This window comes from Actinocrinis sp. (assembly GCF_035938995.1).
GTDB lineage: Bacteria > Actinomycetota > Actinomycetes > Streptomycetales > Catenulisporaceae > DASZGI01.
The window spans coordinates 40,111-66,117 of record NZ_DASZGI010000128.1; the positions used below are offsets into that span (position 1 = coordinate 40,111).

The following is a 26,007-nucleotide window of genomic DNA, read 5'->3' on the forward strand; positions in this document are numbered from 1 at the left end:
ACGCCCGATCACTGCTCCAGTTCGTCCGGGGCAAGATCGCCAATGACGTGAGTGATGATCGCTCGCGCCGCACCGCCGTAGCTGGCGATGCCTGCCAGCCGCTCGAAGATGCCCTCGTACAGCGTGATCTCTTGTGGCTGACGGAGGTTCAGCTCAGCCGAGTAGGTCTCGACCCGCACCAGGTCATCGTCGTACAACCAGAAGCCGTGTCGCGGATCGATCAGGTACTGCGTCTCCGCCCCGATGATGCCGAGCTTCACGTTCCGCAGTGACCCGAGTGAGATCAGCCGATCAAGCTGCCCGAGCATGATGTCGACGGCGCACAGCCGGTACCGGAGCGTCGCCTCGGTCAACACGAAGTGGAACCGCTTGTCCGGGCGGTACAACATCTCTTGACGCTGCATCCGGAGGCGGACAGCTTCATTGACGTCGTTCGGGACGCGGTGAACCATGACGGCTTGCGCGAACCGGGCGCGGGCATACTCTGGCGTCTGGAGCAGGCCGGGGATGTTGGCCGGTTCAAAAGCGCGGTAGAGCTTGGTCCGTTGGTCTTGCTCACTCAGCTCGACCTGATGCGGCTTGAGGCCAGCCTTCAAGACTCGTTGCCACTCGGCATGTTGGATTTCGAGGGTGTGCAGTGAGGCAAGGAGCGCTTCCGTCTCGGCCTCGCTGCCAGTGGTGCGCGTCCAATCGCGAACGTCGTCGTCGGTCGGCGTCTGACGACCATTTTCAAGCTTCGACACCTTGGATGGTGGCCATGACAACGACTCCGCGAGCTGCTTGCCAGTTTGACCGGCTTGTTCGCGCAGCTCGCGGAGTCGCTTGCCCAGGGCGTTACGCGCTTCATCAACGCCCGATGAACCACTAGTCGTGCTTGGCGCCAAAATCGTCCCGTCGGTCGGCGTGATGCCAGGCAGCGTCCCGCCAGTAGTTGTGACTCACAACCAGCGCAGGATCATCAATGACCTCACCACCAAGGAAGCGGTCGTCGTCACCGAAGTGCATCCGAACCAGCGTGCGTGAGTCGAACAACCAATAGTCGTGGTTGGGAAGGCCAACCGCCTCAGCTTGTCCTCGTTCCATGTACCGGATGTCTTCACCAGCGTCGGTGGTGAACCGAGCTGCCCACAGTCCAAACCGGCTGTAGTCAGACAGCGGCACACTCACCACCCGTACGCGGGCGAATCGACGTCCGGCGCTGGTGGCCTCGCGGATTGAGGTCACCCAGTTCTCGGCAAACTCCAGGTTGTCCGGCGTGCCCGCGAGGAACTTTTGAAGCGACTCGACTTCGCGCGGCGCGTTGTACCGTTCCCGCACCTCCAAGCGGTACGCCGTGTGCTCGAAGGTGCGGAACAGCCGCCCGAAGTCGTCGCCGATCAGGAGGTTCAGTTTCCTTCCTCCATGTAGCGGCGGGCGTACATCTTGAGTACATCCTCCGGGATCTCGATCAGGGTCTCGTGATCCGGAACCGGGCCGACGTCCGCGAGCACCTGGGGGTCAGTCACCTTCCACCCCTGCGCGATGTAGGTCACACGGTCGGTGCGGTCGGTGGCGAACAGCGTGGGGGACTCGCCCTCAACTGAGTTGGGGTCCTTGCCGAGAAACGTGGCGCGCATGGTGCCTCCTTGCTCGAACTTGGCGAAACCTTCTTCGCCAGAGTTGCCGATCAGAGGCTACCCGTCAATGGCGCATCGGCTCACGTTAGGAAGCAGCGGCAAGAGCAACGGTCAGAGCAACAATGTCAAGGCGATGATATGACTGAGCGGTGGTTGAGCCGGGGCCTTCATTGAGGGTGCGAAGACGTGGGAGTTCGACTAGCATCCCCTTCAGGGAAGCCCGTACGCGCTACATCGGGCAGCCCCGTGACCAGCCGAAACGCGCGAAACGCCTCTGTCAGCCTGGGTGTAGTCCACAGAGCATTGAGCCCTGAAGGGTTCGGCAGCACCCAGAGACGGCTGTCGGCAAGCGTCTCCGGCTGCGGCCCGATCACCGCACGCGGCCGGTCGAACGCCGCGCGGTACGCGGTGATCCCCACGATCGCCACCCAGCGCGGCCGGTATCGGGCGGCCTTCGCGGTGAGAATCCGCCCGCCCTCCCGCAGCTCCCGCGTCGTCAGCTCGTCGGCCCGCGCGGTCGCCCGGGCCGCGACGTTCGTGATCCCGAGTCCGAGGTCGGGCAACAGCGCCTGCTCGTCGGGGCCGAGCAGGCGCGGGGTGAATCCGGACGCGTACAGCGCGGGCCAGAACCTGTTGCCGGGCCTGGCGAAATGCTGTCGCACGACCGCGGACCACAGGCCCGGATTGATCCCGCAGAACAGGACCCGCAGACCCGGGGCGATCACGTCGGGAATCGTGGAACCGTGGGCCGCGGACATCTCGGCGGCGGTCGGGCGCGCAGTCACCCGCACATTATGTGGTCCACTGCGCGATAACGCGGCGCGAGCCCCCGCCGCAGGTGGATAGGATTCCGGCATCCGAGCCCGGCCCGCAGTCGAGCGGGCCCACCGACACCAGGCAAGAGGCGGCAGGCGTGGATCTCACCCGACTTGGCCCCGAGCAGCTCGCCGTGGAGGCGGAGCGGCTGCTCAAGGAGTACGAGGACCTGAGCGCGCAGAAGCTCGCGCTCGACCTGACCCGGGGCAAGCCCTCGCCGGAGCAACTCGACCTGTCCAACGGCCTGGAGTCGCTGCCCGGCGAAGGCGACATCCGCGCCGCCGACGGCACCGACGTGCGCAACTACGGCGGCGGCCTCGCTGGCCTGCCGGAGCTGCGCGAGATCTACTCCGGCTTCCTGCGCGTCCCCGCCAAGCAGCTGATGGCGCACGACAACTCCAGCCTCGCGCTGATGCACGACGCCGTGATCCACGCGATGATGTTCCCGCTGCCCGGCGGCCAGGCGCGGTGGGCCGACACCCCGGGCGGTGCGGCGTTCCTGTGCCCGGTGCCCGGCTACGACCGCCACTTCTCCATCTGCCAGAAGTTCGGCATCGAGATGATCCCGGTGCCGATGACGCCGGACGGCCCGGACCTCGACGTCGCCGAGCGGCTCGCGGCCGAGGACCCGCGCATCAAGGGCATGTGGTGCGTGCCGAAGTACAGCAACCCCACCGGCGCGATCTACAGCGAGGAGACCGTCCGGCGGCTGGCCGCGCTGCCCGCCGCCGCGCCCGACTTCCGGCTGTTCTGGGACGACGCCTACGCGGTGCATCACCTGACGGACGAGGCCGTGCCGAGCGCGCCGATCCTCGAGGTCTGCGAAGCCGCCGGCCACCCGGACCGGGTCTTCGTCTTCGGCTCCACCTCGAAGGTGACGGTCGCCGGCGCGGGCGTCGCGTTCCTCGGCTCCTCGCCCGCGAACCTCGCCTGGCTGCAGGGCCACCTGGCGAAGCGGACGATCGGCCCCGACAAGATCAACCAGCTGCGGCACGTGCGGTTCCTGCGCGACGCCGCCGGGGTCGAGGCGCTGATGGCCGCGCACCGGCGGATCCTGGAGCCGAAGTTCGCGGCGGTCGACACCGTGCTCGAAGAGGGACTCGGCGGCAGCGGCGTGGCCACCTGGACCAAGCCGCGCGGCGGGTACTTCGTCAGCCTCGACGTGCTCGACGGCTGTGCGGCGGAGGTGGTGCGCCTGGCCGCGGCGGCCGGCATCGCGCTCACCCCGGCCGGGGCGACCTTCCCCGGCGGCCACGACCCGCGCGACCGCAACATCCGGCTGGCCCCCACCTTCCCCGGCCTGGACTCCCTGGAGAAGGCGATGCGGGGCGTCGTGACCTGTGTGCTGCTCGCGGCGGTCTCGAAGCTGCGCGAAGAACCAGTCATCTGACCTACTGCTGACCCAGCTCCTGGCCTGACAGAACCCGGGCTCGCCCGTGTTTCAACCATCTACCGCCTTCCGCAGTCTTAAGAGAATGGAAGACGTCTGGACGTCGAGCGGAGCAGGTGGTCGGTCGTGGAGCGCAGGCAGTTCCTCAGGCTCGTCGGGGCCGGAGCAGGGGCTGGAATCGGTGGCCTGATGACGGGCTGCGCATCTCACGGCGGCACTGGTGGCTCGACGTCCGCGACGTCGTCTCCCTCCGCTGCCTCCAGGTTGTCCGTCGGCAGGCCCACGCCGACCGCTACGGCCACGGCGACCGCCGCGGACTGGGACGCGCTCGCGCGCGGGCTCGCCGGACACCTGGTCCGTCCGGGTGACAGTGTCTACGCGACCGCGCGGCTCGCGTTCAATCCGCGCTTCGACGGGATCCAGCCGACGGCGGTCGCGCAGTGCGAGAACGCCGGCGACGTGCGTGCGTGCATCGGGTTCGCCTCACGGTTCGGGGTGCCCGTCGTTCCGCGCAGCGGCGGCCACAGCTATACCGGGGCGTCCTCCAGCGCCGGTCTGGTGATCGACGTGGCTCCGATGAACACTGTGACCGCGGACGCCTCTTCCGGAACGGCGACCGTCGGCGCGGGCGCGAAACTCATCGACGTCTACTCCGGCCTCGCCGCCTCCGGCGTGTCGATTCCCGGCGGGTCCTGTCCCACCGTCGGCATCGCCGGGCTCGCCCTCGGCGGCGGCGTCGGGGTCACCGGCCGCAAGTACGGCCTGACCAGCGACAACCTGGTCTCGGTCAGCATGGTGACCGCGGACGGGCGGGAGCTGGTCTGCGACGCGAAGGCGCAGCCCGAGCTGTTCTGGGCCTGCCGGGGCGGGGGAGGCGGCAACTTCGGCGTCGCGACGTCCTTCACCTTCCGCACCCACCCGATCGGGGATATCACCCTTTTCTTCCTGCGCTGGCCCTGGTCCGCGGCCGCGGACGTCGTGCGGGCCTGGCAGCTGTGGGCGCCCGGCGCGCACGACGAGCTCTGGTCCATCTGCCACCTGCTCGCTTCGCCCACCCAATCGGGCCCGCAGGTCACCATCAGCGGCACGTACTTCGGCGACGCGAGCGACGCTGAGGGCATGCTCGAACTCCTCTATGCCGCGGTCGGATCATCGCCGGTCTCGCACACCGTGGAGGAGACCACCTACGCCCACGCCATGGGTGTCGAAGCCGGATGCGCGACGCTCACCGCCGCGCAGTGCCATCTGCCCTGGCAGCTGTCGGGCGGCCAGCTGGCCCGCGAGGCCGAACTGGCCAAGTCCGACTACTTCGGCAAGCCGCTGCCGGCTGCCGCGATCTCCGCGCTGATCAACGCGGTCGAGCAGCGGCGCGCGCTCGGCGGCGGGGGCGACGGAGGCATCGCGCTCGACGCGCTCGGCGGCGCCCTGAACCGTCCGGCTCCCGACGCGACCGCATTCGTCCACCGCGACTCGCTCTTCCTCGCCCAGTACACGACCACGTGGGCGACCGGCACCTCGTCGGCGGTGACCGGGACTCACACGAGCTGGCTGCGCGGCTTCTACGCGGCGCTGCACCCCTACGCGAACGGGCAAGCGTACCAGAACTATCTCGACGCCGATCTCACGAACTGGTCCGACGCGTACTACGGCGCGAACTACGCTCGCCTGGCGCAGGTGAAGGCGCAGTACGATCCGACGTCCCTGTTCCGTCAGCCGCAGGGAATCGCCGGCTGAATGATGGTCGCCTGAATGATGACAGCGCCCGAACCCGTCACCCCTGAACCCGTCACACTGCTGACGCCCAGGCCGGTGCACCGGCCCATCCTCGTGCAGCAGTGGCGCCGGCTCACCTTCCTGCACTGGGCGGTCGATCCGGCCGCCGTCGCCCCGCTGCTGCCCGCCGGAACCCGCCCGGACACGCTCGACGGCGTCACCTACGTCGGACTGGTGCCCTTTCAGATGCACAAGGTCGGGCTCGGCCCAGGACCGGGGCTGCCTTATCTCGGTACCTTCTGCGAGACCAACGTGCGTCTGTACTCGGTCGATGGCCAAGGACGTCGCGGCGTGGTCTTCCTCTCGCTCGACGCCGCCCGCCTCATCCCCGTCCTCGTCGCGCGCGGCGGCTTCAGCCTGCCGTACCTGTGGTCGCACATGCGTCTGCGCCGCGGCGGCGACGTGATCACCTACACCAGTCGCCGCCGCTGGCCCGGGCCGCGCGGAACCATGTCCCGCGTCGTGGTGCGGATCGGGCCGCGCATCCCCGAAAGTGACCGGTCATCTGTTATGTCCGGCCCGAGTGACCTCGAGCACTTCGTCAGCGCCCGCTGGGGCCTTCACCTTGCCTGGCACGGCCGCACGCTCTATCTGCCCAACGAGCACCCCACCTGGCCCCTGCACCGCGCCGAACTCGTCGACCTCAGCGGGGACGTCATGGCCGCGACCGGACTGCAGGCGCCGACGGGGCCACCGATCAGCGTGCTGTACTCACCGGGCGTCCAGGTTAAGTTCGGCCCGCCGCTTAACGTCGCGCGCGACGACTGAGGGACGACGCCGTCCGCCATCGAGCAGTGACGCAACTGTCCGCTACCAGGGGCGGCCGTGCGGCCGGGTGCCGCGCTGCGTGCGACGCTCAAGCTCACCGCCGAGCGTCGTGGCGGCGAAAATCAGCGCCAGATGGGTGAACGCCTGCGGGAAGTTGCCCAGCTGCTCGCCGGTCGGCCCGATCTCCTCGCCGAACAGGCCCACGTGGTTGGCATAAGTCAGCATCTTGTCGAAGGCGTACCGGGCTTTGTCCAGCTGTCCGGCGCGGGCGAGCGCGTCGACATACAGGAAGCTGCACAGATTGAAGGTGCCCTCGCTCCCGCGCAACCCGTCCGGCGAGGCCGAAGGATCGTAGCGGTGCACCAGCGAGTCGGTCACCAGATCGTGCTCGATCGCCTCGAGGGTCGAGAGCCACGCCGGATCCTTCGGCGAGACGAACCCGACGATCGGCATCATCAGCAGCGACGCGTCGAGCACGTCCCCGCCGTAGTGCTGCACGAACGCGCCGCGCTGCTCCGACCACCCGCGCTGCATCACCTGCGTCAGGATCGCATCGCGCGCGGCCGTCCAGCCCGCGATGTCCGCCGGACGGGCGTACTCGCGGGCCAGCCGCAGACCGCGGTCGAACGCCACCCAGCACATCAGCCTGCTGAAGGTGAAGTCCTTGCGCCCGCCGCGGGTCTCCCAGATCCCCTCGTCCGGCCGGTCCCAGGTGCGGGCCAGCCAGTCCAGGATCCCGGACAGGGTCCGCCAGCCGCGGTACCCCGACACCTCGGCCATCTCGCGCGACTGGGTCAGCGCCCACACCGCCTCGCCGTAGATGTCGAGCTGGAGCTGCCCGGCCGCGCCGTTGCCGATGCGCACCGGCCCGGACTTCTCGTACCCCTCCAGGTGCGGCAGCTCCTCCTCCTTGAGCAGCGGGTCGCCGTCCACGCGGTACATGATCTGCAGCGGTTCGGCGCCGACCTCGCGCGCGTCGGCGAGACGCTGGGACACCCAGCGGTAGAACGCGTCCGCCTCCTCCACGAAGCCGAGCTCCACCAGCGCGCGGGCGCTGAGCGCGCCGTCCCGGATCCAGGTGTAGCGGTAGTCCCAGTTGCGCTCGCCGCCGATCTGCTCCGGCAGGCCGAACGTCGCCGACGCGATCGGCGCCCCGGTCGGCGCGTATGTCAGCAGCTTGAGCGTGATGGCGGAGCGGTGCACCATCGTCTGCCAGCGTCCGCGAAAGGCCGAGCCGCGCAGCCACGAGTGCCAGAACTTGGTGGTGCTCTCGTGCTCCTCCTCCAGCACCGGCACGCTGATGGGCGGGCACGGCTCCGGACGCGTCGAGGTGGTCAGCACCAGCGCAGCGGTCTCCCCGACGCCCAGGGTGACCGTCCCGACCACGTCGTCGCCCTCCCGGCGGAACGGGAACGTGGTCTGCACCTGGAGGCACAGGTCGGGGCCGAGGAACAGGGCCGAACGGTCGCCGTCCAGGGTCAGCGCGTGGCGGGCCCGCCCGTAGTCGAACCGCGGCCGGCATTCGAGCACGAACTTGACGGTGCCGCGCACCACCCGCAGGATCCGCACGATCCGGTGCTTGTCCGTCGGCTGCTCCGGCCGGCCCAGCGGCATGAAGTCGACCACCTCGCCGACCCCGTGGTGGGACAGGAACCGGGTGATCAGGATCGCCGTCTCGGACAGGTACAGCTGCCTGGTGTTGCACTCGAACTCGGCGTCGTCGGCGGCCAGGCGCAGATAGCCGCCGTGTTCGTGGTCGAGCAGCGAGGCGAAGACGGAGGGCGAGTCGAACCGCGGCGCGCAGAAGAAGTCCAGCACCCCGTCGGACGAGACCAGGGCGCAGGTCTGCAGGTCGCCGATCATGCCGTGTTCGGCGATGGGGGGATAGCGGCGCATCGAGATCGGCCCTTCGTCTGGCGGGCAGTCACCCTGGCGGTGCATGAAACAGATCGGAAACTGGGTGGGGACAGCGCACCAGGAGGGGGTAAAGCGTCGCTGGAGAAGGGCCGCGCCGATTGGGGCTCGAGGGACCGGCGATGCGGGCAAAATGAGGGCGGCTCCACGCCACGGGGGGAGCGTGAAGCCGCCAGGACGCGGCTGATCAGGCCGCGTCGGGAAGCACTGCCCGCCACGGGGGGAGCGGGCCTGCCTCAATATTGAAGATTCTAACGTGTGTCGACGAATCAGCAAAGTCCGTCGAAGTACTCTCAGCATGGATTAAGCGAGGTAACATCCGTGTCACATGCGCGCCGCCCGAAACGGCTCGCGGCGAGCGCCGGTGCGACCTCAACCCAGCAGCCGCAAGACCGCATTGAGCCCGCGCTTGCAGACCTTCGGCTCGGACGGCAGAAGCAGAGTGCGCAGGCCACACGCCACCGCCCCGCCGTCGCGCGGAGCATTGTCACCGACCATGAGCGTGCGCCTCGGGTCCGCGCCCAGATCGGCGCAGGTCTTCAGGAACATCCGCGGGTCCGGCTTCTCGTAACCCACCTGATACGACAGCGTGTACGCCCCGACCGCGTCCGCGAGCCCCGCCGCCGCGACGTTCTCGCGCACGTCCCACGCGATGTCGCTGACGATCCCCACCGGTATCCCGCGCGCGGCCAGCTCTCGCAGCACCGGGACGGTGTCGTCGTACGGGAACCAGCTCTCCGGGTCCACGATCGCCGCGTAGACGTGGTCGAAGATGTCGGCGAGCTGCGGCACCTCGGCGAACCACAGCCGGGAGGCCTCGCGGTGCCGCTCGAGCGAGGTGTCCCGGTGCTCCTGCGCGGCGCGCACGTGCGGCAGCTGCCCGGCGTCCCGCACCGCCTGCGCGACCGCCTCGGCGTCCAGGTCGGCCGGGTCGCGTCCGGCGTCCAGCCACACCCGCTGGAGGAGGACGTCCGTCGGGACCATCCGGAACAGGGTGTTGGCGAAGTCGAAGAGCACGGCCTCGATCGGCGGGGGCGGCGCGGACAGCTCCTCGTCGGTCGTGTCGTAGGCGGTGGGGAGGCTGTAGAGGTGGGTGTGCATGACCCACAGTCTCGCCTACGAAGCGATCGGCGGATGAAACGGTCTGCCTACAGCACCTGAAGAACGCCGGCGGCAAGAATGGGACCCATGCCCGTTCCGGCGGAGCCCCGATCGCAGCCCCGGCCCCGACGCGGGGAGCTGCTACGTGCGGGCGTGCCCGCCGCCGGCCGCTGGATCTGGTCGTACGTGCGCCGGGCGCCGGGGTCGTTCATCTGGCTGGCGATCCTCATCGTCACCACGGTGTTCCTGGCCCACCTGACCCCGCAGATCCGGTACAGGTGGATCCTGCACCGCTCGACCAACCTGCACGAGCTGTCGCACGACCCCATCCGCGTCCTGATCTCCAGCGCGCTCTGGCTCGACGGCGGGCACTGGTGGCCGTACTTCATCCTGTACAACGTCGTCCACGTGCCCGCCGAGCGCTGGCTCGGGACGCTGCGCTGGCTCGCGGTCGCGGCGATCTCCCACGTCGGCGCCACCTACATCAGCCAGAGCGTGGTCTACTTCGAGATCCGGCACGGCGCCGCGCCCCCGTCGGACGCGTTCATCCCGGACATCGGCGTCAGCTACGCGCTCGCGGGCGTCGAGGGCGTGCTGGCGTACCTGATCGCGGTGCCCTGGCGGTACCTATACGTCGCCGGACTGATCGCGTACTACGGCCTCGGGCTCGTGGAGTACCGAACCTTCACCGACGTCGGCCACTTCACCGCGCTGCTGCTCGGCCTGGCCTGCTACCCGCTGACCGCTTCACGCCCCGGCCGCTGGGATCCCATGGAGACGGTGCGCTGGCTGAAGAAGGCCGCGGTGCGCCGCTCGCTGAATCCGTAGGCGAAGGCCGCGATCGAAGCGGCGGCGGCCAGCGGCACCGCGATCCCGGCCCGGTGCGGCACGCCCGCCCCCCACAGACCGGTGACCAGCGCGGAGCCGAACAGGAAGCCGACGTAGTTGAAGATGTTCAGCCGGGCCACCGCGATCCCGGTGTCGGCCGGGTCCAGACGTCCCGCGGCGGAGAAGCACAGCGGCGCCATCACCGAGATGCCGAGCCCGACGACCGCGAAGCCGAGGAGCGCGACGAGCGGCGCCGGAGCTGCCATCACCACGACGAAGCCGAGCGCGGCGATCGCGGAACCGGCGCGGCCGAGCGGGACCCCGCCGAAACGGTCGGTCAGCCGGTCGCCGACGAACCGCCCGGCCATGAACGGCACCGCGTAGGCGAAGTAGACGATGGTGATCTGCCAGCCGTGGCCGTGCAGCCCGTCCTGGATATAGAGCCCGCCCGCGCTTGAGACGGTCGAGTCCGCGAAGTAGGCCAACGCCATCACCGCGCACACCGCGAGCATCGGCCGCCACGGGATGTTGACCGCCGCGACGCCCAAGCCAGAGCTCGTGTCAGACCCGCCAGCGGCAGTGGCCCGCTCGACCGCGATCGTCTCGTCCTTGACCCCGCGCAGCAGGTAGCGGCCCACCGGCAGCAGCGCGGCGGCCAGCGGAATCGCCGAGGCAGTGTAGAACACCAGCAGCGAGGTGTGCGTGTCAGTGGCGAGCGTCGCGGCGAGCGACCCGATCGCGGCGCCGACGGCCCACACGCCGTGGAAAGCGAGGATGATCGACCGGCCGTAGCGGCGCTGGAGGGCGACCGCCTGCATGTTGGTGGTGGCGTCGACCGCGCCGATCATCGCCCCGATCAGCAGCATGAACGGCAGCGCGCCGGCGAGCGAGCGAGCCGCGCCGATCCCGATGAGCGCGACCAGCACCAGCAGCTGCGAGATGCGCAGGATGATCCGCGACCCGAACCGCCCGACCAGCGCGCCCGCAGCAAGCGACCCGACGGCGGCGAAGACCAGCGCGGCGGCCATGACCATCGACACGTCGGAGTCGTTGATGTGCAGGCGGTCCTTAAGCGCGGGGATCTCGCTGGTCAGCGCGATCAGGGAGAAGCCCTGAGCTCCGAACGCGACGAACAGCGCCCCGCGCGCCCGCCGGAGTTCCGCATCGATGCCGCTCACCCGCACACACCTTCCGCACAGTCCCGACGCCGTGCCGGATGCTGTTGGGGCAGCGTAGGAGCGGATCCCGCCGGTTGGAAAGGGGTCACGGCAAAAATGTGACCGTCGGTTCATATTCGCCGCGACGTCCGAGGTGGCGCGGCCCACACCTAACAGATGACCGGTCATTTTCGCGTAGCCAGACCCGGAGTCGGCGCCAGGACGAGGGGACCGGAGAGCGGACGGGTGCGTTCGGCTCGTGCACGCACGAGATCTCCTTAGCCGCCCTCGTCGAAAACGACCGGTCATCTGTTAGGACACCCAGAGTCCGGCGACATAACAGATGACCGGTCACTTTGACGTGGTTCGGGGGCGGACGTCTCTTGCTTCGCGGGCCGAGGTCTCGTTCGTCGTCGGCTCTGGCGGCCTGACAGATGACCCGTCATCTGTCAGGCCGACCGATCGGGATCGGGCGACCTGCGCGGTCGCTCGACGGACGTTCCGCCCGGCAGCCCGCCGCCGGGCGGAACGTCCTACTCAGTGCCCTTCTGTTATCGCGCTTCCGGAATCAGTAGTCGAGTGTCAGGTACCACTGCTGGTTCGCCCCGCTATTCGCCGGCCACTCGATCACCGCGGTACCCTCGCTGGTCGAGGCCCCGCTGACGTCGGCGAGCATGCCCGTGCTGACGTTCTTCAGGCTGTAGGCGCCGTTGCCGACCGGCGCGAGCGACCACTGCTGGTATGCCGCGCCCGACTGGTTGTTCTGATCCAACTGCGTGCCCTGGATCGTCGAGCCGATCGGGACCTCGAGCACCATCCCGCTGTTCACGTTCTGCAGCTCCCAGGCCGTACCGGCGGGGCTCGGGCGCCACTGCTGGTTGAGTCCGCCGTTCGGCACCCACTGGATCAGCTGGCCGCCGGCCGCGGTGGACGCTCCCGAGATGTCGGCGAGCAGGCCGCTATTGCGGTTGACCAGCGTGTACGTGGCGTTCGGCTCGGGAACGGAGACCAGCTGCCACTGCTGGTTCGTTCCACCGGTCGCCGGCCACTGGATGACTGCGGCTCCCGAGCTGGTCGACGCGCCGCTCACGTCGGCGAGCAGGCCACTCTTCTGGTTGGTCAGGGAGTAGTAGCCTGCGCCGTTCGACACGACCGCCCACGCCTGGTTCGTCGACGACGCGTCAGAAGCCTGGTCGAGCTGCACGCCCTGAGCGGTCGATCCGCCCGGCACGTCCAGGACCAGGCCGCTGCCAACGTTCACCAGCTTGTCGTAGCCGTCGCGTTCGCCGAGCAGTTGCCACTGCTGCGCGCCCGCCGTCGCTTGGGGCTGCTGCACGATCAGAGCGCCGGGATTGGCCGAGGCGCCGCTGACCGCGAGCGCCTGCCCGCTGTTGCGGTTCACCAGCTGATAGGTGGCGGCGACCGGTGCGGCGCCGCCGACCCGCGTGACGGAGAGGTTGTCGAACTCGTCCGTCTGCCAGCCGTTGATCCCGAGCCCGACCTGCCCGGTGCTGTACGAGCCGTCCGAGGCCGATCCGACCGTCCGCCCGTCGATCGCGGCTGTCAGCGTCGAGCCGGCCACAGTCAGCGCGAGGTGGTGCCAGCTGCCGAGGCCTGGAGCTGGGACCGTTCCGCCGACGAGCGTCGTCAGGGTTCCGTTATACGTGTTCTTCACGATGGACCAGCTCCCGGACGAGGAGAGCTGCAGATAGTAGGCCTCAATCCCGGCCACCGAGAACGGGCGCTGCGTGTTGACCCGCGCCATCAGCTGCACCGCCCCGGACTGCTCCATCATCGCGTCCGCGGCGACGGTGTAGTTGGTCCAGCTCAGGTCGCCGAGGGTGGTGTACGGGTTCGCGGGCGTGTCCCAGTTGATCGGCGCCTGGGCCGCCATCTGCCGCACGCAGGTCCCCGCGCGGCCGGAGCACGGCTCGGCCTGGAACGATCCGTCCTGGTCCGACAGGTAGGCGGGGGACTGGCCGATCGTGGTCGAGTCGAAGTTGTCCGAGTAGGGCAGGGCGAGTGACGCCTTCGCCAGCGATTGTGCGCTGCCCTTGCCCTGGCCGGTCGTCGTGGTGACCGTGTAGACGTAGCCTGGCTGGAGGGTGAGCGTGTACGTGCCCGATGACGGGGTCACGTTGGTCGTGTGCACGAGGTAGGCGGAGGGGTCGGTGGAGGCGAGGTTGGTCGCCCAGACGTGCACGGTTCCGGTGGACAGGCCGCCGGACACGGTGAACGTCGCGGTCTGCGACGCGGTCGCGGTGGTCGTCTCGAGGATCGTGCTGTAGTCGCGGCCGTTCGGGGACTTGAGCGTCACGTATGCGCCGTTGGACTCGCTGCCGCCGAGGTAGCCGCTGCCGGAGTCGAGGAACTGCCATCCGGGCGCGGTGAACTGGGTGACCTGCGCGGTCGCCCACACCTCGGCGCCGAGTTGGTACGAGCCCGACCATGGCGAGTTCGCGACGAGCAGGCCGGTGGTGTCGTAGCCGAGGTTCGGGTAGATCCCGGCGGCCAGGGGCCAGTTGATGTACGCGGTCATCTTCGCGTCGGTGTAGCCGCGGACGATCGACCGGATCAGCGCGGGCGCGCCGGAGTCCTCGTCCTGGGAGCCGTTCTCGCTCGCCCACAGCTGCTTGCCGGTCGCCAGCGCGTTGCTCGTCGTCCCGCAGGTGGTCGCGCTTCCGCCGTCCCCGCCGCACGGGTAGTGCGCGCCGATGACGTCGACCGAGGCGGCGAACGACGGGTTCGAGACCATGTCGTCGGCGATCGACCAGTCGCTGTCCGCACCGACGATCTTCACCGAGGAGTAGCCGTCGGCATCGAGTGTCGAGCGCAGATCCTCGTACCAGCTGATGTTGTACCCGCGCTCGTTCCAGCCGCCGAGGTAGTCGATCGTCAGACCGTGGGACGCGGCGCAGCCGAGCCACGACACCAGATAGTCGATCGTCGGGGTGACGAAGAAGTTGCCGCCGAGCCAGCCGGGCGCGCCCCAGGCCAGACCGTACAGCTTGATGTTCGGGTCGCGGGCCTTGGCCTGTTCCATCAGCCACCACTCGTAGCCGGTGGTGCAGTCGACGGCGCCGCTGGTGTGCTCGATGCTCGACTCCGAGCCGTCGGTGGAGTTGGTGTCGCCGCCGATCTCGACCTTCAGGATCTGCAGATCGGCGCCGTATCCGGGCTTGAACAGGTAATCAAGGATCTGCGAGCGCTCGGGCTCGGGGTAGTCGATCAGCAGGCGGGAGTTCCCGCCGCCCCCGCTGATCGCGCCGATGCCGTCGAAGATGCGCCCGCTCGCGCCGCCGTCGACGGTGATCGCGGTCGTGGTCGCGTGTGCAATGGTGGGCGCGGCGACGAGCGCCGTGCCGGTCAGCGCGAGGCTGGATAAGGCGGTGACCAGGGCGGCACGCCATCGGGCTGTCCGGATCCGCATGTAGAGTCCTCATCTCGGTGTGGGAAACCGACAAAAAACGTCACATTCACGTAACATTTTCAATCGATAACGAACGCTAAAAGGAGGACTCTGTCAAGCCTCGTCGACGAACCGACGCAGTGCCGGGTGCAGCGGTCAGTCGGCGAGCGAGGGCAGGAGTGTGAGGGGCGAGGTGCAGTTGGGGCCGGGCGCGGTGTGGGTGCGGGGGTCGGTCGGCGAGCGGGGCAGGGGTATGAGGGCGAGGTGTAGATGGGGCCCAGCCCGGTGCTAGGTGGGCGGTCAGTCGCCGAGCGAGGGCAAGAGTGTCAGGGTGAGATGAAGCTGGAGCCGGTCGCGTCCGGAGTCGAGACTCAGGCCACTGAGCCGCTCGATCCGCTCCAGCCGGTGATAGAGCGTCTGCCGGTGAATGCCGAGCGCCGCGGCGGTGCGCTGCGCACTGCCCGCCTCGTCGAGGTACACCGCCGCCGTGCGCACGAGGTCCGCGCCGCCCTCGGCCAGCAGCCGCGCGACTCCGGGCGCTGACAGTGCCTCGCGCAGCGCCGCGTCCGTGCCGACGCCGAGCAGGCGGTGCACCCCGAGATCCGGCCATTCCAGGATGAGGTGCTCGGTGCGGCGGAAGGCGGCGACGCGTGCGGCGATGCGTGCCTGGAGCCAGCTCTCGCGCGCCTGCGCCAGCGCACCGACAGGCCCTCCGATCCCGGCGACCGCGTGCGCGGACGAGGCGAGCGCGCCGAAGGCCGTGCGGGTGACGGACCGCGCCGCGGACAGATCGTGCGCCGCGTCGAGCGGAACGATGAACGTGGTGGCGTGCTCGCCCGAGCCGGCCAGAACGGTGCGCGGCAGGCGCCACGCGTTGAGCGGGACGGCGGCCGCCTCGACGCAGACCGCGGCGACCGGGGTCCGCGGGGACAGTGACCAGGACTCGGCGATCTCCTGGGCGGCGCGCGCCTGGGTCTCCGGGTAGGTCGACAGCAGATCGCCTATCTTCCAGCCCAGGTCGTCGCGCTGGCGGGAGCGGCGTGCCATCTCCACGCCGACGCGGCCCGCGGTCGCCGCCAGCTCGGGCAGCAGGCCGTCGCCGATCGGCGATCCGTCCTCGAGTAGCCACAGATATCCATAGGTGACGGACTGCCAGCGCACGGGTATGCAGATGCGACCCAGCAAGCTCCGGTCGGGATCGGGCGGGACCCGCACGGGCCCGGGCGCCCGGGCGATGCCGAAGGACTCGAAGTAGCTGCGCACCTGCGGCGTCGAGCGGCGGGTCAGGATCGAGTCCTGGCGCACCGCGTCGCCGGCGCGGCTGTGCGAACAGAAGGCGACCAGGTTGAACTCGCGGTCCTCGAGCGTCACCGGGCAGCCGGATACCCGGGCGGCCTCGTCCACGATGTCCTGGAGCTGGTCCGGTCCCATCCTGGGCTCCTGTCGGAGTGGCAGTCCTCAACGCTCAGACAAGTGTATGAGAATCAGCGACAAGTATCAGACAAAGATATCTCGCGCGGCGCCGGGTCCGCTCGTACCGTGAACAGTGGGCCCGGGTCGCCGCGCCGTTTCCCCGACCTTCGACCTTCCCGGAGGCAAGCAGTGCCCGTCCTCTCGACCGTCCTGCTCAAGGCCGCGCGCAGCCCGCGGGTCCGCCGCGCGGTTGTCGCGTTCCCAGCCACCCGGAAGGTAGTCGACCGGTTCGTGGCCGGGGAGACCCTGGCCGACGCCGTGCGCGCGGTGCGGACGCTGCGGGCCGACGGCCTGCGCGCCACGCTCGACCACCTGGGCGAGGACACCCACGACACCGCCCAGGCCACGGCGATCCGGGACAGCTACATCGAGCTGCTCGGCGTGCTGCACCGCGCGGGCCTCGCCGACTACGCCGAGGTCTCGGTCAAGCTGTCCGCCCTCGGCCAAGCGCTGCGCGAACCGGGCGACACCGGCACTGGGACCTCCGAATACGGCGAGAAGATCGCCCTCGAGAACGCCCGCGCCGTATGCGAGGCCGCCGCAGCCGCCGGCACCACGGTGACCCTCGACATGGAGGACCACACCACCGTCGACTCCACCCTGCGCATCCTGCACGAGCTGCGACGCGACTTCCCGTGGGTGGGGGCGGTCCTCCAGTCGATGCTGCTGCGCACCGAACAGGACTGCCACGAGCTGGCGTACCCGGGCTCGCGCGTGCGCCTGGTCAAGGGCGCATACGCGGAACCGGAATCCGTCGCCCACACCCGCAAGGCCGACGTCGACGCCGCCTACGAGCGCTGCGTGCGCACCCTGATGTTCCGCGACGGCTACCCGATGGTCGCCAGCCACGATCCGCGCATGATCGCCGCCGCCGCGCGCGCCGCGGAGGCCGCCGGTCGGCAACCGGGTGAGTACGAGTATCAGATGCTCTTCGGCATCCGCACCGGCGCCCAGCGTGACCTCGCCCGCGCGGGTCACCGGGTGCGCGTCTACGTGCCGTTTGGTACGGATTGGTATGGATACTTCATGCGTCGGCTCGCCGAGCGCCCGGCGAACGTCGCCTTCTTCCTGCGCGCCCTGCTCGGGCGCTGACCCGGCCACCCACCCGGCCCCGGCCCTGGACCCAGACCGCCTACCGTCCCCCGTCCTCCTGCAAGGAAACCGCCACCATGGACGCAGTGACGCAAGTGCCCGCCCCCGCCAACGAGCCGGTACACGGCTACGGCCCCGGCAGTGCCGAGCGCGCCCGGCTTGAGCGCGCTCTCGGCGACCTCGCGGCCCACCCGGTCGACCTGCCGTTGACGATCGGCGGCGCGCAGCGGATGGGCGGCGGCGGCAAGGTCGAGGTGGTCCAGCCGCATAACCACCGCGCGGTGCTCGGCACGTTCGGCGAGGCCACGCAGGACGACGCGCGCGACGCGATCGCCGCGGCGCTCGCCGCTGCTCCGGCCTGGCGTGCCCTCTCCTTCGACGATCGCGCCGCCGTCTTCCTCAGGGCGGCCGACCTGCTGTCCGGCCCGTGGCGTGACACGCTCAACGCCGCCACCATGCTCGGCCAGTCGAAGACCGCGCAGCAGGCCGAGATCGACTCCGCCTGCGAGCTGATCGACTTCTGGCGGTTCAACGTCTCCTTCGCCCGGCAGGTCCTGGCCGAGCAGCCGGTGTCCGGCCCAGGGGTGTGGAACCGCGCCGACCACCGCCCGCTCGAGGGCTTCGTCTACGCGATCACCCCGTTCAACTTCACGGCCATCGCGGGCAACCTGCCCACTGCCCCCGCCCTGATGGGCAACACGGTCGTCTGGAAGCCCGCGCCCACGCAGCAGTTCGCCGCGCACCACCTGATGCGGCTGCTGGAGGCGGCCGGCCTGCCGCCCGGCGTGATCAACATGGTCACCGGCAGCGGCGTGCCGGTCTCAGAGGTCGCACTGCGACACCCCGAACTGGCCGGGATCCACTTCACCGGCTCCACCAAGGTCTTCCAGCATCTGTGGCGGACGGTCGGCGAGAACATCGCCAGCTACCGCAGCTACCCGCGGATCGTCGGCGAGACCGGCGGCAAGGACTTCGTGCTCGCCCACGCCTCCGCCGACCCGGCGGTGCTCAAGACCGCGCTCACCCGAGGCGCGTTCGAGTACCAGGGCCAGAAGTGCTCGGCCGCCTCGCGCGCCTACCTGCCGCGCGGCCTGTGGGAAGGGATGAAGGCCGACTTCCTCGCCGAAGTCGATTCGCTGACCATGGGCGACGTGACCGACCTGGCCAACTTCATGGGCGCGGTGATCGACCGGCGAGCCTTCGACAAGCACAAGGCGGCGATCGATCGAGCGCACGCCCATGCAGGCATCGACGTCAAGGTCGGCGGAACCTACGACGACTCGACCGGCTATTTCGTGCGCCCGACCGTGCTCGTCGGCGAGGACCCGCAAGACGAGATGTTCACGACCGAGTACTTCGGCCCGATCCTGTCCGTGTTCGTATACGACGAGCAAGACTTCGACGCCGTCATGGACCGCATCGACCACTCCTCGCCCTACGCGCTGACCGGCGCGATCGTCGCGACCGACCGCGCCGCAGCAGTGGCGGCGAGCGAGCGCCTGCGATTCGCGGCCGGGAACTTCTACATCAACGACAAGCCCACCGGCGCGGTCGTGGGCCAGCAGCCGTTCGGCGGCGGCCGGGCCTCCGGCACCAACGACAAGGCCGGCGCCGCCCAGAACCTGCTGCGCTGGACCAGCACCCGCTCGATCAAGGAGACCTTCGTCCCCCCGACCGATTACACCTACCCCCACATGCGATAACCGGACGGACAGATAATAGGACCGCGCGGAAATCCGGGTCGGGCGAATGGTCCGCGGATGGCGTCTGGGGCCACGGTGAGCGTGGCGCTCGTTATCGCGGTGAGCGGTGTCGGATGACGTCTGTCCGATTCGCCAGCAGGTTCACCCGCGCCACTTGCGAGTTAAGACGACCGGTCGTTTTAAGTGGTGTGGCGGTCCGGCGACACCCAAAAGCCTGGCCGCGCTGGTTGCGGGGGAGTCTGGCGCGCGAGGGTTTGACAAGCTAAGACGACCGGTCGTCTTACGGGGCGTGGCGGTCTGGCGGCGCCGACGAGTGACCAAAAGACGCCTGCCCGCCTCAGCGCGGGCAGGCGCCTAGGGTGACCGGTGTTGTTCGGTCGCCCGGTTACTCGGCGGTGTGCGCGCCGGCGGCGTGGGCCTTCTCGGCCTCGGCGATCTGGCGGCGCACGTCCTCCATGTCCAGCTCGCGCGCCTTCGCGATCAGCTCCTCGAGCGCGGCCTCAGGCAGCGCGCCCGGCTGTGCGTACACGACGATGCCGTCGCGGGCGATCATCAGCGTCGGGATCGAGGAGATGTTGAACGCCCCGGCCAGCGCCGGCTGAGCCTCGGTGTCGACCTTGCCGAACACGATGTCGGAGTGCCGGGCGGAGCTGCGCTCGTACACCGGTCCGAACATCCGGCACGGCCCGCACCACCCGGCCCAGAAATCCACCAGCGTGATCCCGGAGCCCGAGAGCGTCTCCTCGAAATTCTCCGTGGTCAGTTCGACTGTCGCCATCTGAAGCTCCTTCCTGTCGTCTGCGATTCCCTCCGCCATCGGAACATACCCGGCCAGCGCGGCATTCCCCGGCGGACGCGCACGTCAGCTCATGCGGGGCTCGAGCAGCCGACTCAGCGTCGCACCGTCCGGCGCCGCCGCGATGATCAACGCCGCGGGCCCGGACAGGGGCATCACTGCCACCGCACCGCCGCGGCCGTCAAGCGTCTCCGCGCGCAGCAGACCCGCAGGCACGCCTCCGGACCAGGCCGGATCGACGATCAGCACCGCACCGACCGCCCGATGCCCTCCGGTCACCGCTGGGCCAAGCGAGCCGGGGTGCCGCGGCCCGAGCGCGAACTCGTGGTCGAGCAGCGTTCGCTCGCCGCGGCGCACCCGCAGCCGGGTCGCCACCGAACCGGGGTCCTCGCCGTCGCGGCCGAGCACGAGCTCGTCGCGCCACAGCAGCCGGGCGTCCTCGGCCAGCTCGACGTGAATGACGGTCCGATGCCGGGCGCCGCGCGCGGCGATCATCGGCTCCGGGCGCCAGGCCAGCTCCCCGCCCGCGCTCACACTCGCCTGGATCTCCATGCTGGACTCCCGCCCGTGCGGGCCCGGCAGCGCGATCGACGCCGCGGCGCTGAACACCTCGACCCGGGCGCCGGGGCCGAGATCCACCGCACAGCGCAGCTCGTCTCCGCCCAGCGGCCCCGCCGACCCGCCCGCGAGGCGGACCCGGGCCGGCGGCGGGACACCTGGCGGCCCGGGTCGGAGGGCGGGCGCGGGCTCGTCACCGCGCGCGGCGCGACGCAGCAGGAGCGGAGCCTCCCCGGCGAGCGTGGTCAGCCGGGTCGTTCCGTCGGGTTGGGCGCGCGCGACGATCCGCGCCGAGGCTTTCACGCGACCGCCGGGTGCTCACGAGTCAAAGAGACGAACCTCCCAAGTCAGGCGGTGTTCCGCGGAGATGTCCGATAAGGGCGCGGACAGTGCGGGCAGGTCTTCGACGGGTCCGCGCGCCGCACGCACCGCAGCCGCGGCCATCTCATCCACCGCCTCGGCCAGGCCCGCGAGCACTTCCGTGACCGCGTCCGGATCGAGGTTGAGCAGCCGGGTCGCCGTCGCTGCCGGGCCGGTCACCGAGCCGAGCGCCGCAGCGGCCGCGGTGCCGTGCACGTCCAGGCCTGCGGCAGCGGCGGCGGCGCCGAACGCGATCGGCTGATGCGGACCGTCGGGATGCACCCGCGCTGCGGCCTCCAGCACCGGGCTCGGCCACCCGGCACCGGCCGCGCGCACCAGCTGCCGCCCCAGCTTGCGCGAGACCTCCCGCTGCGCCGGGGATGGCGTGCGCGCGTCCAACTCGCTATCGAGGACGGCCAGCTCCTTCGACTGGAACACCCCGCCGCCCGCCGTGGCCAGCACCCCGTCGGCCAGCTCGAGCACCGTCGCCGCGGCGAACGCGGCCGCGGTGAATCCGACCGTGGTCAGCCGGCCGAGCAGAAACGACTGCAGCGTGTCCGCGTCATCGACCCGCCCGGCTCGCACGGCCGCCTCGAGACCGCCGGAGTGCATGTGCGTCCCGGAGGGCAGGCGCCCGTCGGCGAGCAGCAACAGCGGAATCAGGCTCATCGGAGAGCCAACATTAGCGTCAACATGAACCGCGGGGGCAGCGCATCGAAACACGGGCACCGCGCAGGTGGGCTCGGGTGCCGGATGGTTGGATGAGGACAGGCGCAGCAGAACTCGACGAGGAGTCCCCGTGAGCAGTGCACAGAGTGCCGCGAACCCCACGCCCGGCCCGATGAAGGACCCGCTCGACCTGCTCGACACATCCTCGCTGCTGTCTGAGGAGGAGCGCGACATCCAGGCCACGGTCGCCCGCTTCCTCGCCGACCGGGTCCGCCCGCATCTGCCCGAGTGGTTCGAGAACGCGCACTTCCCGCGCGAACTGGCGCCCGAACTCGGCAAGCTCGGCCTGCTCGGCATGCACCTGGAGGGCTACGGATGCGCGGGCGTCGGCGCGGTGGCCTACGGCATGGCGTGTCTGGAACTGGAGGCGGCGGACTCGGGCCTGCGCAGCTTTGTGTCCGTGCAGGGGTCCCTGGCGATGTACAGCATCTGGCGGTACGGCTCGCCGGAGCAGAAGCAGCAGTGGCTGCCGAAGCTCGCGGCCGGGGAGGCGATCGGCTGCTTCGGGCTGACCGAACCGGACTTCGGCAGCAATCCGGCCGGGATGCGCACCCGGGCGGTACGCGACGGCGGCGACTGGATCCTCGACGGCACGAAGATGTGGATCACCAACGGCGGCCTCGCGGACGTCGCGACCGTGTGGGCCGGCACCGACGAGGGCGTGCGCGGCTTCCTCGTCCCGCGCGGCACCCCCGGTTTCACCACCCACGACATCGAACGCAAGCTCTCGTTGCGGGCCTCGGTCACCTCGGAGCTGATCCTGCAGGGTGTGCGGCTGCCCGAGTCCGCACGGCTGCCCGAGGCGCGCGGCCTGGGCGCGCCGCTGTCCTGCCTGAACGAGGCCCGCTTCGGCATCATGTTCGGCGCGGTCGGGGCGGCCCGCGACTGCCTGCAGACGGCGCTGGCGTACGCCGACGCGCGCATCCAGTTCGACCGGCCGATCAGCGCGTTCCAGCTGACCCAGCGCAAGCTGGCGGACATGGCAGTCTCGCTGAACACGGCGATGCTGCTGGCCGTCCACCTCGGCCGGCTCAAGGAGCGCGGCCGGATCCGCCCGGAGCAGATCAGCGTCGGCAAGCTCAACAACGTGCGCGAGGCCATCGCCATCGCCCGCGAGTGCCGCACGATCCTCGGCGCGAACGGCGTGTCGCTCGAGTACTCGCCGCTGCGGCACGCAAACAATCTCGAGTCCGTGCTCACCTACGAGGGCACCTCGGAGATCCACACGCTGGTGATCGGGCAGGCGCTCACCGGGCAGTCCGCGTACCGGTGAGGGGGTGGGCCGGCCGGGGCTCAGCGGGCCCGCAGGGCGAGGTAGAAGTCGACCTGGTGGTCCAGCCGGGACAGATCCCGGCCGGTCAGCTGGTTGATCTTCTCGATCCGGTACCGCAGTGTGTTGACATGAATGTGCAGTTCCTGCGCGCACCGGCTCCAGGAGGCCGAGCAGTTCAGGAACCGGTCCAGGGTCTGCTCCAGCTGCGAGTGGTGGCGGGCGTCGTAGGCGCGCAGCGGGCCGAGTAGCCGCTCGCGGTATCCGCGCCGCAGGTCGTCCGGCACGTGCGCGAGCAGCACGAGGTGCGAGGCGAGTTCGTCGTGCCCGGCGATCTCCAGCAGCCCGGGACGCCGCATGGCCAGCCGCATCGCCAGGCGCGCCTCCTCGATCGCGCCGGTCAGGTCGGCGGTCTGCACGATCCGGTCGCTGATCCCGATCGCCACCCGATCGCGGCCGAGGCCGGGCGCGAGGGCCGACAACCGCGCGCGCAGCGTCGCCGGGTCCGCCAGGGGAGGAGCGCTGGTCTCCGGTGTCGCCGCTTCCGAAGCCTCTGGGGCTGAGGCTTTGGCGGTGTCGGCGCCGGCGATTTTGGTCACGGCCGGCGCGGGACTGATGGCGACCGCGAACGCGGACTCGGCCCACGCCGCCGGGTCGTCGGCACCGACGTGATCGAGCTGCGCACCGGGGAACACGGCGATCGGGACCGGCGTCGCGCCGTCCGGCGCCTCGACGAGCGTGCGGGCCAGCCGGCCGACCCGGACGTTGCCGGCCGTCGCGATGGCCACGGCGCGCAATCCGGCCGCCGGGTCCAGGCCGACCAACCCGAGCCGGGCGCCGATCTCCGCGATCGGCGCGGCCTGGGCGGCGAGCATCACCAGCTCACGGCACACCCGCCGCACCGGCCGCTGCGCCTCCGCCTCGCGGGCGCGCTCGGCCCCGACCAGCCGCGCGGCGCCGCGCGCGGCCTCCCGGCGCTGGCGCGGCCAGGTGCGCCAGTCGCCCTCGAAGACCGCATACCAGTCGGTCACCGCCGTGCCGGGTCGGCCCGACACCGTGTAGACCGAGTATGTCTTGCCGCGATACTCGATCAACCGCTCGGGGAGCGCCGCGGTGCGCAGCGACTCGCGGGCGATGGCCGCGCGAGCCGCAGCGCTCGGCAGCGCCCCGTCGACCGCGATGACTTCACCGGCGGCGGTCAGCACCACGCACGCCATCCCGGTCTCTTGCGCGATCAGCCGCACGATCCCGCCGAAGCCCTGCCGCGCACCGGCGGCCACCAGCCTGCGGTGTCGGGCCAGCAACTCCCCGGCGTCACCCGCGCGCTCGGCCGAGACGCGACGCGAGATCCACTCGGTCAGGTCGGCGAACGCCAGTTTCGCCGGAACGTGCAGCAGAGGCACGGCGTGCTTGGTGCACGCGTCAACCAGCTCAAGGGGCAGCCGCGCGTCGGTCGCGTCCCCGGCGGCCAGACCCGCGCAGCCGGCCCGCGCCACCGCCCCGACGAACAGCTCGCAGTGCTCGGCGGGCGACATGCGCGGATCGCTGAGCCACACCAGGCCGGAGACCACCAGTTCCCCGCCGCGCAGGTACTTGCCCGGGTCCGGCAGGTCGGTCACCATCACCGACCCCAGCTCGCGGTCCAGCCCGGCCTCGCCCGTCACCGCGGTCAGTGCCAGGGCGGGCGCTTCGAGCAGGTCGCGCAGGCGCATCCGGGATATCGCTCCCCTCGAACAGCGGGCCGTCGTCACGCTCAGGCGTCGTGGCGCTTATGCGAACACTAATCCGCGCGACGCCTCGTAGGAACCTCCAAGACGGCCATGTGGCACAGGCCTGGCGAATCGTGCCTATGGCCCATGGAAGCCGTGCTCAGCGGGGGATTCACTGACTTAGAGGCGACGGGCCGCGGGGTGAGGCCGCTAGATGGCGACGCAGGGAGAAGGGGTGGATCTTGGACTCAGCGTCGGACCGTACGCGCGGCGTGCTCGTGAGCAGCGACAGCGCCGCAGCGGAGGGCGGGGTGGCTGACGGTGCGGCGCACGTGGACGGGCCGGTCGCGGGGGAGCTCGCGCGCAAGGTGCGGATGGCGCAGCTCGACCGGTTCAACACGCTCCCGTTGGAGGACGCTGCGGAGGCCCTGAGCCTGTGCTGCGCTTCGCGGCGTTGGGTTGCCGCTCTCGCGCTCTCCCGCCCCTATCGCGGCATTGGCGAGTTGTATCGCGCCGCGGCGGAGACCCTGACCTCCCTCGACTGGCCGGACATCCTCGAGGCCTTAGCCGCGCATCCCCGCATCGGCGAACGCGCCGCTGGCCGGGGGGCCGAGGCCGCGTGGTCGCGTGCCGAGCAGGCCGGCGCGAGTGAGGCCGGCGCGAAGACGGCTGCCGACCTGGTCCAGGCGAACGTCGCGTATGAGCGGAAGTTCGGGTACGTATTCCTGATCCGGGCGACTGGGCGCACCGCCGCGCAGATGCTTACCGCGGCACGCGAACGGCTGGGCCACGACGAACTGACCGAGCAGAGCGTCGTGCGCGGGGAACTCGGCCAGATCGTCCGGCTGCGCTTGGACAAGATGCTCGACGGCTTCGGGGTCGTGATTCAGGGCCCGATCCCGGTGGGCGGGGCCTCAGCGGACGCTGGGTCCGGGACTTCGGACGCGGCGCGATGAGTCTGTCGACGCACGTTTTAGACGCGGTCCGCGGCAAGCCTGCGGCCGGGATCGGAGTCCGCCTCGAGGCTGCGGCCGACGATGGCTGGATGCCGCTGGCCACTGTGAGAACCGGCGCGGACGGCCGGGTCCGCGACGGCCTGTCCGAGCACGTGACCAAGGGGCCGCACCGCTTGGTCTTCGACACCGCCGCCTACTTCGCCGATCAGGGCATCGACGAGTTCTTCTACCCCGAGGTCGCGATCTGCTTCTCCATCGCGGACCCCGCGGCGCACTACCACGTGCCGCTGCTGATCAGCCCGTTCGCGTACTCGACCTACCGGGGGAGCTGACGGTGTCCGAAAAAACAGCGTCCGAAGAAACAGCGTCCGAAAAGACGGCGGCGGCGGAAGTCGACATCGTGCTCGGGCCGACGCGCTACGGAAAGGCGGAGGTCCGGGTCGTGCATGTCGCCAAGAGCGGTGGCACGCACACGATCAGGGACCTCAATGTGAGCATCGCGCTGTCCGGCGACCAGCAGGACACGCACCTGACCGGCGACAACGCGAAGGTCCTGACCACCGACGCCCAGAAGAACGCGGTCTTCGCC

Annotated in this window: 22 protein-coding genes and 1 pseudogene; 10 read left to right on the forward strand and 13 right to left on the reverse strand. The window is 70.2% G+C overall.

All coding sequences use genetic code 11. The features are described 5' to 3' along the window. Window positions 1-8 precede the first annotated feature (8 nt). The 4 genes from VGZ32_RS08640 to mug all read right to left on the reverse strand — a co-directional run bounded on the left by VGZ32_RS08640 (window position 9) and on the right by mug (window position 2,401). Complete coding sequence (locus VGZ32_RS08640) at window positions 9-884, reverse strand: helix-turn-helix transcriptional regulator (protein WP_326885357.1); 876 nt, start codon at window positions 882-884, stop codon at window positions 9-11. Further along, a complete protein-coding gene (locus tag VGZ32_RS08645; protein ID WP_326885358.1) occupies window positions 865-1,317 on the reverse strand; it encodes a DUF6879 family protein in 453 nt (150 codons plus the stop codon). The genes VGZ32_RS08640 and VGZ32_RS08645 overlap by 20 nt, the downstream gene beginning before the upstream one ends. Window positions 1,318-1,385: 68 nt before the next feature. Next, a complete protein-coding gene (locus tag VGZ32_RS08650; protein ID WP_326885359.1) occupies window positions 1,386-1,616 on the reverse strand; it encodes a hypothetical protein in 231 nt (76 codons plus the stop codon). A gap of 167 nt (window positions 1,617-1,783) precedes the next feature. Continuing rightward, window positions 1,784-2,401, reverse strand: coding sequence for a G/U mismatch-specific DNA glycosylase (gene mug, locus VGZ32_RS08655; RefSeq protein ID WP_326885360.1), 618 nt, complete (start codon window positions 2,399-2,401; stop codon window positions 1,784-1,786). 128 nt (window positions 2,402-2,529) lie between these two features. On the opposite strand from mug, the gene VGZ32_RS08660 reads away from it, so the two are divergent. From VGZ32_RS08660 to VGZ32_RS08670, 3 genes are all read left to right on the forward strand, one after another. Continuing rightward, complete coding sequence (locus VGZ32_RS08660) at window positions 2,530-3,822, forward strand: aminotransferase class I/II-fold pyridoxal phosphate-dependent enzyme (RefSeq protein ID WP_326885361.1); 1,293 nt, start codon at window positions 2,530-2,532, stop codon at window positions 3,820-3,822. 264 nt (window positions 3,823-4,086) lie between these two features. Continuing rightward, window positions 4,087-5,556 carry an FAD-binding oxidoreductase gene (locus tag VGZ32_RS08665; RefSeq protein ID WP_326885362.1) on the forward strand — a complete coding sequence of 490 codons (1,470 nt, stop codon included), beginning with the start codon at window positions 4,087-4,089 and terminating at the stop codon, window positions 5,554-5,556. Window positions 5,557-5,574: 18 nt separating this feature from the next. Beyond that, window positions 5,575-6,363 carry a DUF2071 domain-containing protein gene (locus VGZ32_RS08670; RefSeq protein WP_349263536.1) on the forward strand — a complete coding sequence of 263 codons (789 nt, stop codon included), beginning with the start codon at window positions 5,575-5,577 and terminating at the stop codon, window positions 6,361-6,363. A 42-nt stretch (window positions 6,364-6,405) separates the two neighbouring features. Here the strand turns inward: VGZ32_RS08670 and VGZ32_RS08675 are convergent, their stop codons facing one another. Continuing rightward, window positions 6,406-8,259 carry a glycoside hydrolase family 15 protein gene (locus tag VGZ32_RS08675; protein WP_349263537.1) on the reverse strand — a complete coding sequence of 618 codons (1,854 nt, stop codon included), beginning with the start codon at window positions 8,257-8,259 and terminating at the stop codon, window positions 6,406-6,408. A gap of 390 nt (window positions 8,260-8,649) precedes the next feature. Next, the gene (locus VGZ32_RS08680; RefSeq protein ID WP_326885366.1) at window positions 8,650-9,378 is read right to left on the reverse strand and encodes an HAD family hydrolase; all 729 of its coding nucleotides are present in this window, start codon (window positions 9,376-9,378) and stop codon (window positions 8,650-8,652) included. Between the two features lie 87 nt (window positions 9,379-9,465). On the opposite strand from VGZ32_RS08680, the gene VGZ32_RS08685 reads away from it, so the two are divergent. After that, the gene (locus tag VGZ32_RS08685; RefSeq protein WP_326885367.1) at window positions 9,466-10,206 is read left to right on the forward strand and encodes a rhomboid-like protein; all 741 of its coding nucleotides are present in this window, start codon (window positions 9,466-9,468) and stop codon (window positions 10,204-10,206) included. Here the strand turns inward: VGZ32_RS08685 and VGZ32_RS08690 are convergent. From VGZ32_RS08690 to VGZ32_RS08700, 3 genes are all read right to left on the reverse strand, one after another. After that, complete coding sequence (locus VGZ32_RS08690) at window positions 10,110-11,384, reverse strand: MFS transporter (protein WP_326885368.1); 1,275 nt, start codon at window positions 11,382-11,384, stop codon at window positions 10,110-10,112. The genes VGZ32_RS08685 and VGZ32_RS08690 overlap by 97 nt on opposite strands. 547 nt (window positions 11,385-11,931) lie before the next feature. Continuing rightward, window positions 11,932-14,793, reverse strand: coding sequence for an RICIN domain-containing protein (locus tag VGZ32_RS08695; protein WP_326885369.1), 2,862 nt, complete (start codon window positions 14,791-14,793; stop codon window positions 11,932-11,934). A gap of 279 nt (window positions 14,794-15,072) precedes the next feature. After that, window positions 15,073-16,203 carry a helix-turn-helix domain-containing protein gene (locus tag VGZ32_RS08700; protein ID WP_326885370.1) on the reverse strand — a complete coding sequence of 377 codons (1,131 nt, stop codon included), beginning with the start codon at window positions 16,201-16,203 and terminating at the stop codon, window positions 15,073-15,075. 171 nt (window positions 16,204-16,374) lie between these two features. Here VGZ32_RS08700 and VGZ32_RS08705 point away from each other — a divergent pair, with 171 nt between their 5' ends. Both VGZ32_RS08705 and pruA read left to right on the forward strand, forming a co-directional pair. Continuing rightward, window positions 16,375-17,337, forward strand: a complete 963-nt coding sequence (locus tag VGZ32_RS08705) for a proline dehydrogenase family protein (protein WP_326885371.1) — start codon at window positions 16,375-16,377, stop codon at window positions 17,335-17,337. Window positions 17,338-17,414: 77 nt separating this feature from the next. Next, entirely contained in the window at window positions 17,415-19,040 is a 1,626-nt protein-coding gene (pruA, locus tag VGZ32_RS08710) for an L-glutamate gamma-semialdehyde dehydrogenase (protein WP_326885372.1), read from the forward strand. Window positions 19,041-19,425: 385 nt separating this feature from the next. Here the strand turns inward: pruA and trxA are convergent, their stop codons facing one another. From trxA to VGZ32_RS08725, 3 genes are all read right to left on the reverse strand, one after another. Next, a complete protein-coding gene (gene trxA / locus VGZ32_RS08715; RefSeq protein WP_326885373.1) occupies window positions 19,426-19,818 on the reverse strand; it encodes a thioredoxin in 393 nt (130 codons plus the stop codon). An 84-nt stretch (window positions 19,819-19,902) separates the two neighbouring features. Further along, on the reverse strand, window positions 19,903-20,697 hold the full coding sequence (locus VGZ32_RS08720; protein ID WP_326885374.1) for an urease accessory protein UreD: 795 nt from the start codon (window positions 20,695-20,697) through the stop codon (window positions 19,903-19,905). A gap of 15 nt (window positions 20,698-20,712) precedes the next feature. Beyond that, entirely contained in the window at window positions 20,713-21,423 is a 711-nt protein-coding gene (locus tag VGZ32_RS08725) for an urease accessory protein UreF (RefSeq protein ID WP_326885375.1), read from the reverse strand. A gap of 172 nt (window positions 21,424-21,595) precedes the next feature. On the opposite strand from VGZ32_RS08725, the gene VGZ32_RS08730 reads away from it, so the two are divergent. Continuing rightward, window positions 21,596-22,756 (forward strand): acyl-CoA dehydrogenase family protein, encoded by a 1,161-nt coding sequence (locus VGZ32_RS08730; RefSeq protein ID WP_349263538.1) that lies wholly within the window; start codon window positions 21,596-21,598, stop codon window positions 22,754-22,756. Window positions 22,757-22,776: 20 nt separating this feature from the next. Here the strand turns inward: VGZ32_RS08730 and VGZ32_RS08735 are convergent, their stop codons facing one another. Beyond that, the gene (locus VGZ32_RS08735) at window positions 22,777-24,465 is read right to left on the reverse strand and encodes a PucR family transcriptional regulator (protein ID WP_326885377.1); all 1,689 of its coding nucleotides are present in this window, start codon (window positions 24,463-24,465) and stop codon (window positions 22,777-22,779) included. 239 nt (window positions 24,466-24,704) lie between these two features. Here VGZ32_RS08735 and uraD point away from each other — a divergent pair, with 239 nt between their 5' ends. From uraD to VGZ32_RS08750, 3 genes and pseudogenes are all read left to right on the forward strand, one after another. Then, window positions 24,705-25,418, forward strand: coding sequence for a 2-oxo-4-hydroxy-4-carboxy-5-ureidoimidazoline decarboxylase (gene uraD, locus VGZ32_RS08740; RefSeq protein WP_326885378.1), 714 nt, complete (start codon window positions 24,705-24,707; stop codon window positions 25,416-25,418). Next, a complete protein-coding gene (uraH, locus tag VGZ32_RS08745; RefSeq protein WP_326885379.1) occupies window positions 25,415-25,750 on the forward strand; it encodes a hydroxyisourate hydrolase in 336 nt (111 codons plus the stop codon). Before uraD ends, uraH begins: the two co-directional genes overlap by 4 nt. Before the next feature lie 65 nt (window positions 25,751-25,815). Then, a pseudogene (locus tag VGZ32_RS08750) lies at window positions 25,816-26,007 on the forward strand (urate oxidase); the annotation flags it as partial.

Excerpts from the sequence above, each read along its gene's own strand:
- VGZ32_RS08685 (WP_326885367.1), top strand. The coding sequence starts at position 9,466 with ATGCCCGTTCCGGCGGAGCCCCGATCGCAGCCCCGGCCCCGACGCGGG.
- trxA (WP_326885373.1), bottom strand. The coding sequence starts at position 19,818 with ATGGCGACAGTCGAACTGACCACGGAGAATTTCGAGGAGACGCTCTCG.
- pruA (WP_326885372.1), top strand. The coding sequence starts at position 17,415 with ATGGACGCAGTGACGCAAGTGCCCGCCCCCGCCAACGAGCCGGTACAC.
- VGZ32_RS08735 (WP_326885377.1), bottom strand. The coding sequence starts at position 24,465 with ATGCGCCTGCGCGACCTGCTCGAAGCGCCCGCCCTGGCACTGACCGCG.
- VGZ32_RS08680 (WP_326885366.1), bottom strand. The coding sequence starts at position 9,378 with ATGCACACCCACCTCTACAGCCTCCCCACCGCCTACGACACGACCGAC.
- VGZ32_RS08670 (WP_349263536.1), top strand. The coding sequence starts at position 5,575 with ATGACAGCGCCCGAACCCGTCACCCCTGAACCCGTCACACTGCTGACG.
- VGZ32_RS08675 (WP_349263537.1), bottom strand. The coding sequence starts at position 8,259 with ATGCGCCGCTATCCCCCCATCGCCGAACACGGCATGATCGGCGACCTG.
- VGZ32_RS08650 (WP_326885359.1), bottom strand. The coding sequence starts at position 1,616 with ATGCGCGCCACGTTTCTCGGCAAGGACCCCAACTCAGTTGAGGGCGAG.
- VGZ32_RS08700 (WP_326885370.1), bottom strand. The coding sequence starts at position 16,203 with ATGGGACCGGACCAGCTCCAGGACATCGTGGACGAGGCCGCCCGGGTA.
- VGZ32_RS08730 (WP_349263538.1), top strand. The coding sequence starts at position 21,596 with ATGAAGGACCCGCTCGACCTGCTCGACACATCCTCGCTGCTGTCTGAG.
- uraH (WP_326885379.1), top strand. The coding sequence starts at position 25,415 with ATGAGTCTGTCGACGCACGTTTTAGACGCGGTCCGCGGCAAGCCTGCG.
- VGZ32_RS08695 (WP_326885369.1), bottom strand. The coding sequence starts at position 14,793 with ATGCGGATCCGGACAGCCCGATGGCGTGCCGCCCTGGTCACCGCCTTA.
- VGZ32_RS08725 (WP_326885375.1), bottom strand. The coding sequence starts at position 21,423 with ATGAGCCTGATTCCGCTGTTGCTGCTCGCCGACGGGCGCCTGCCCTCC.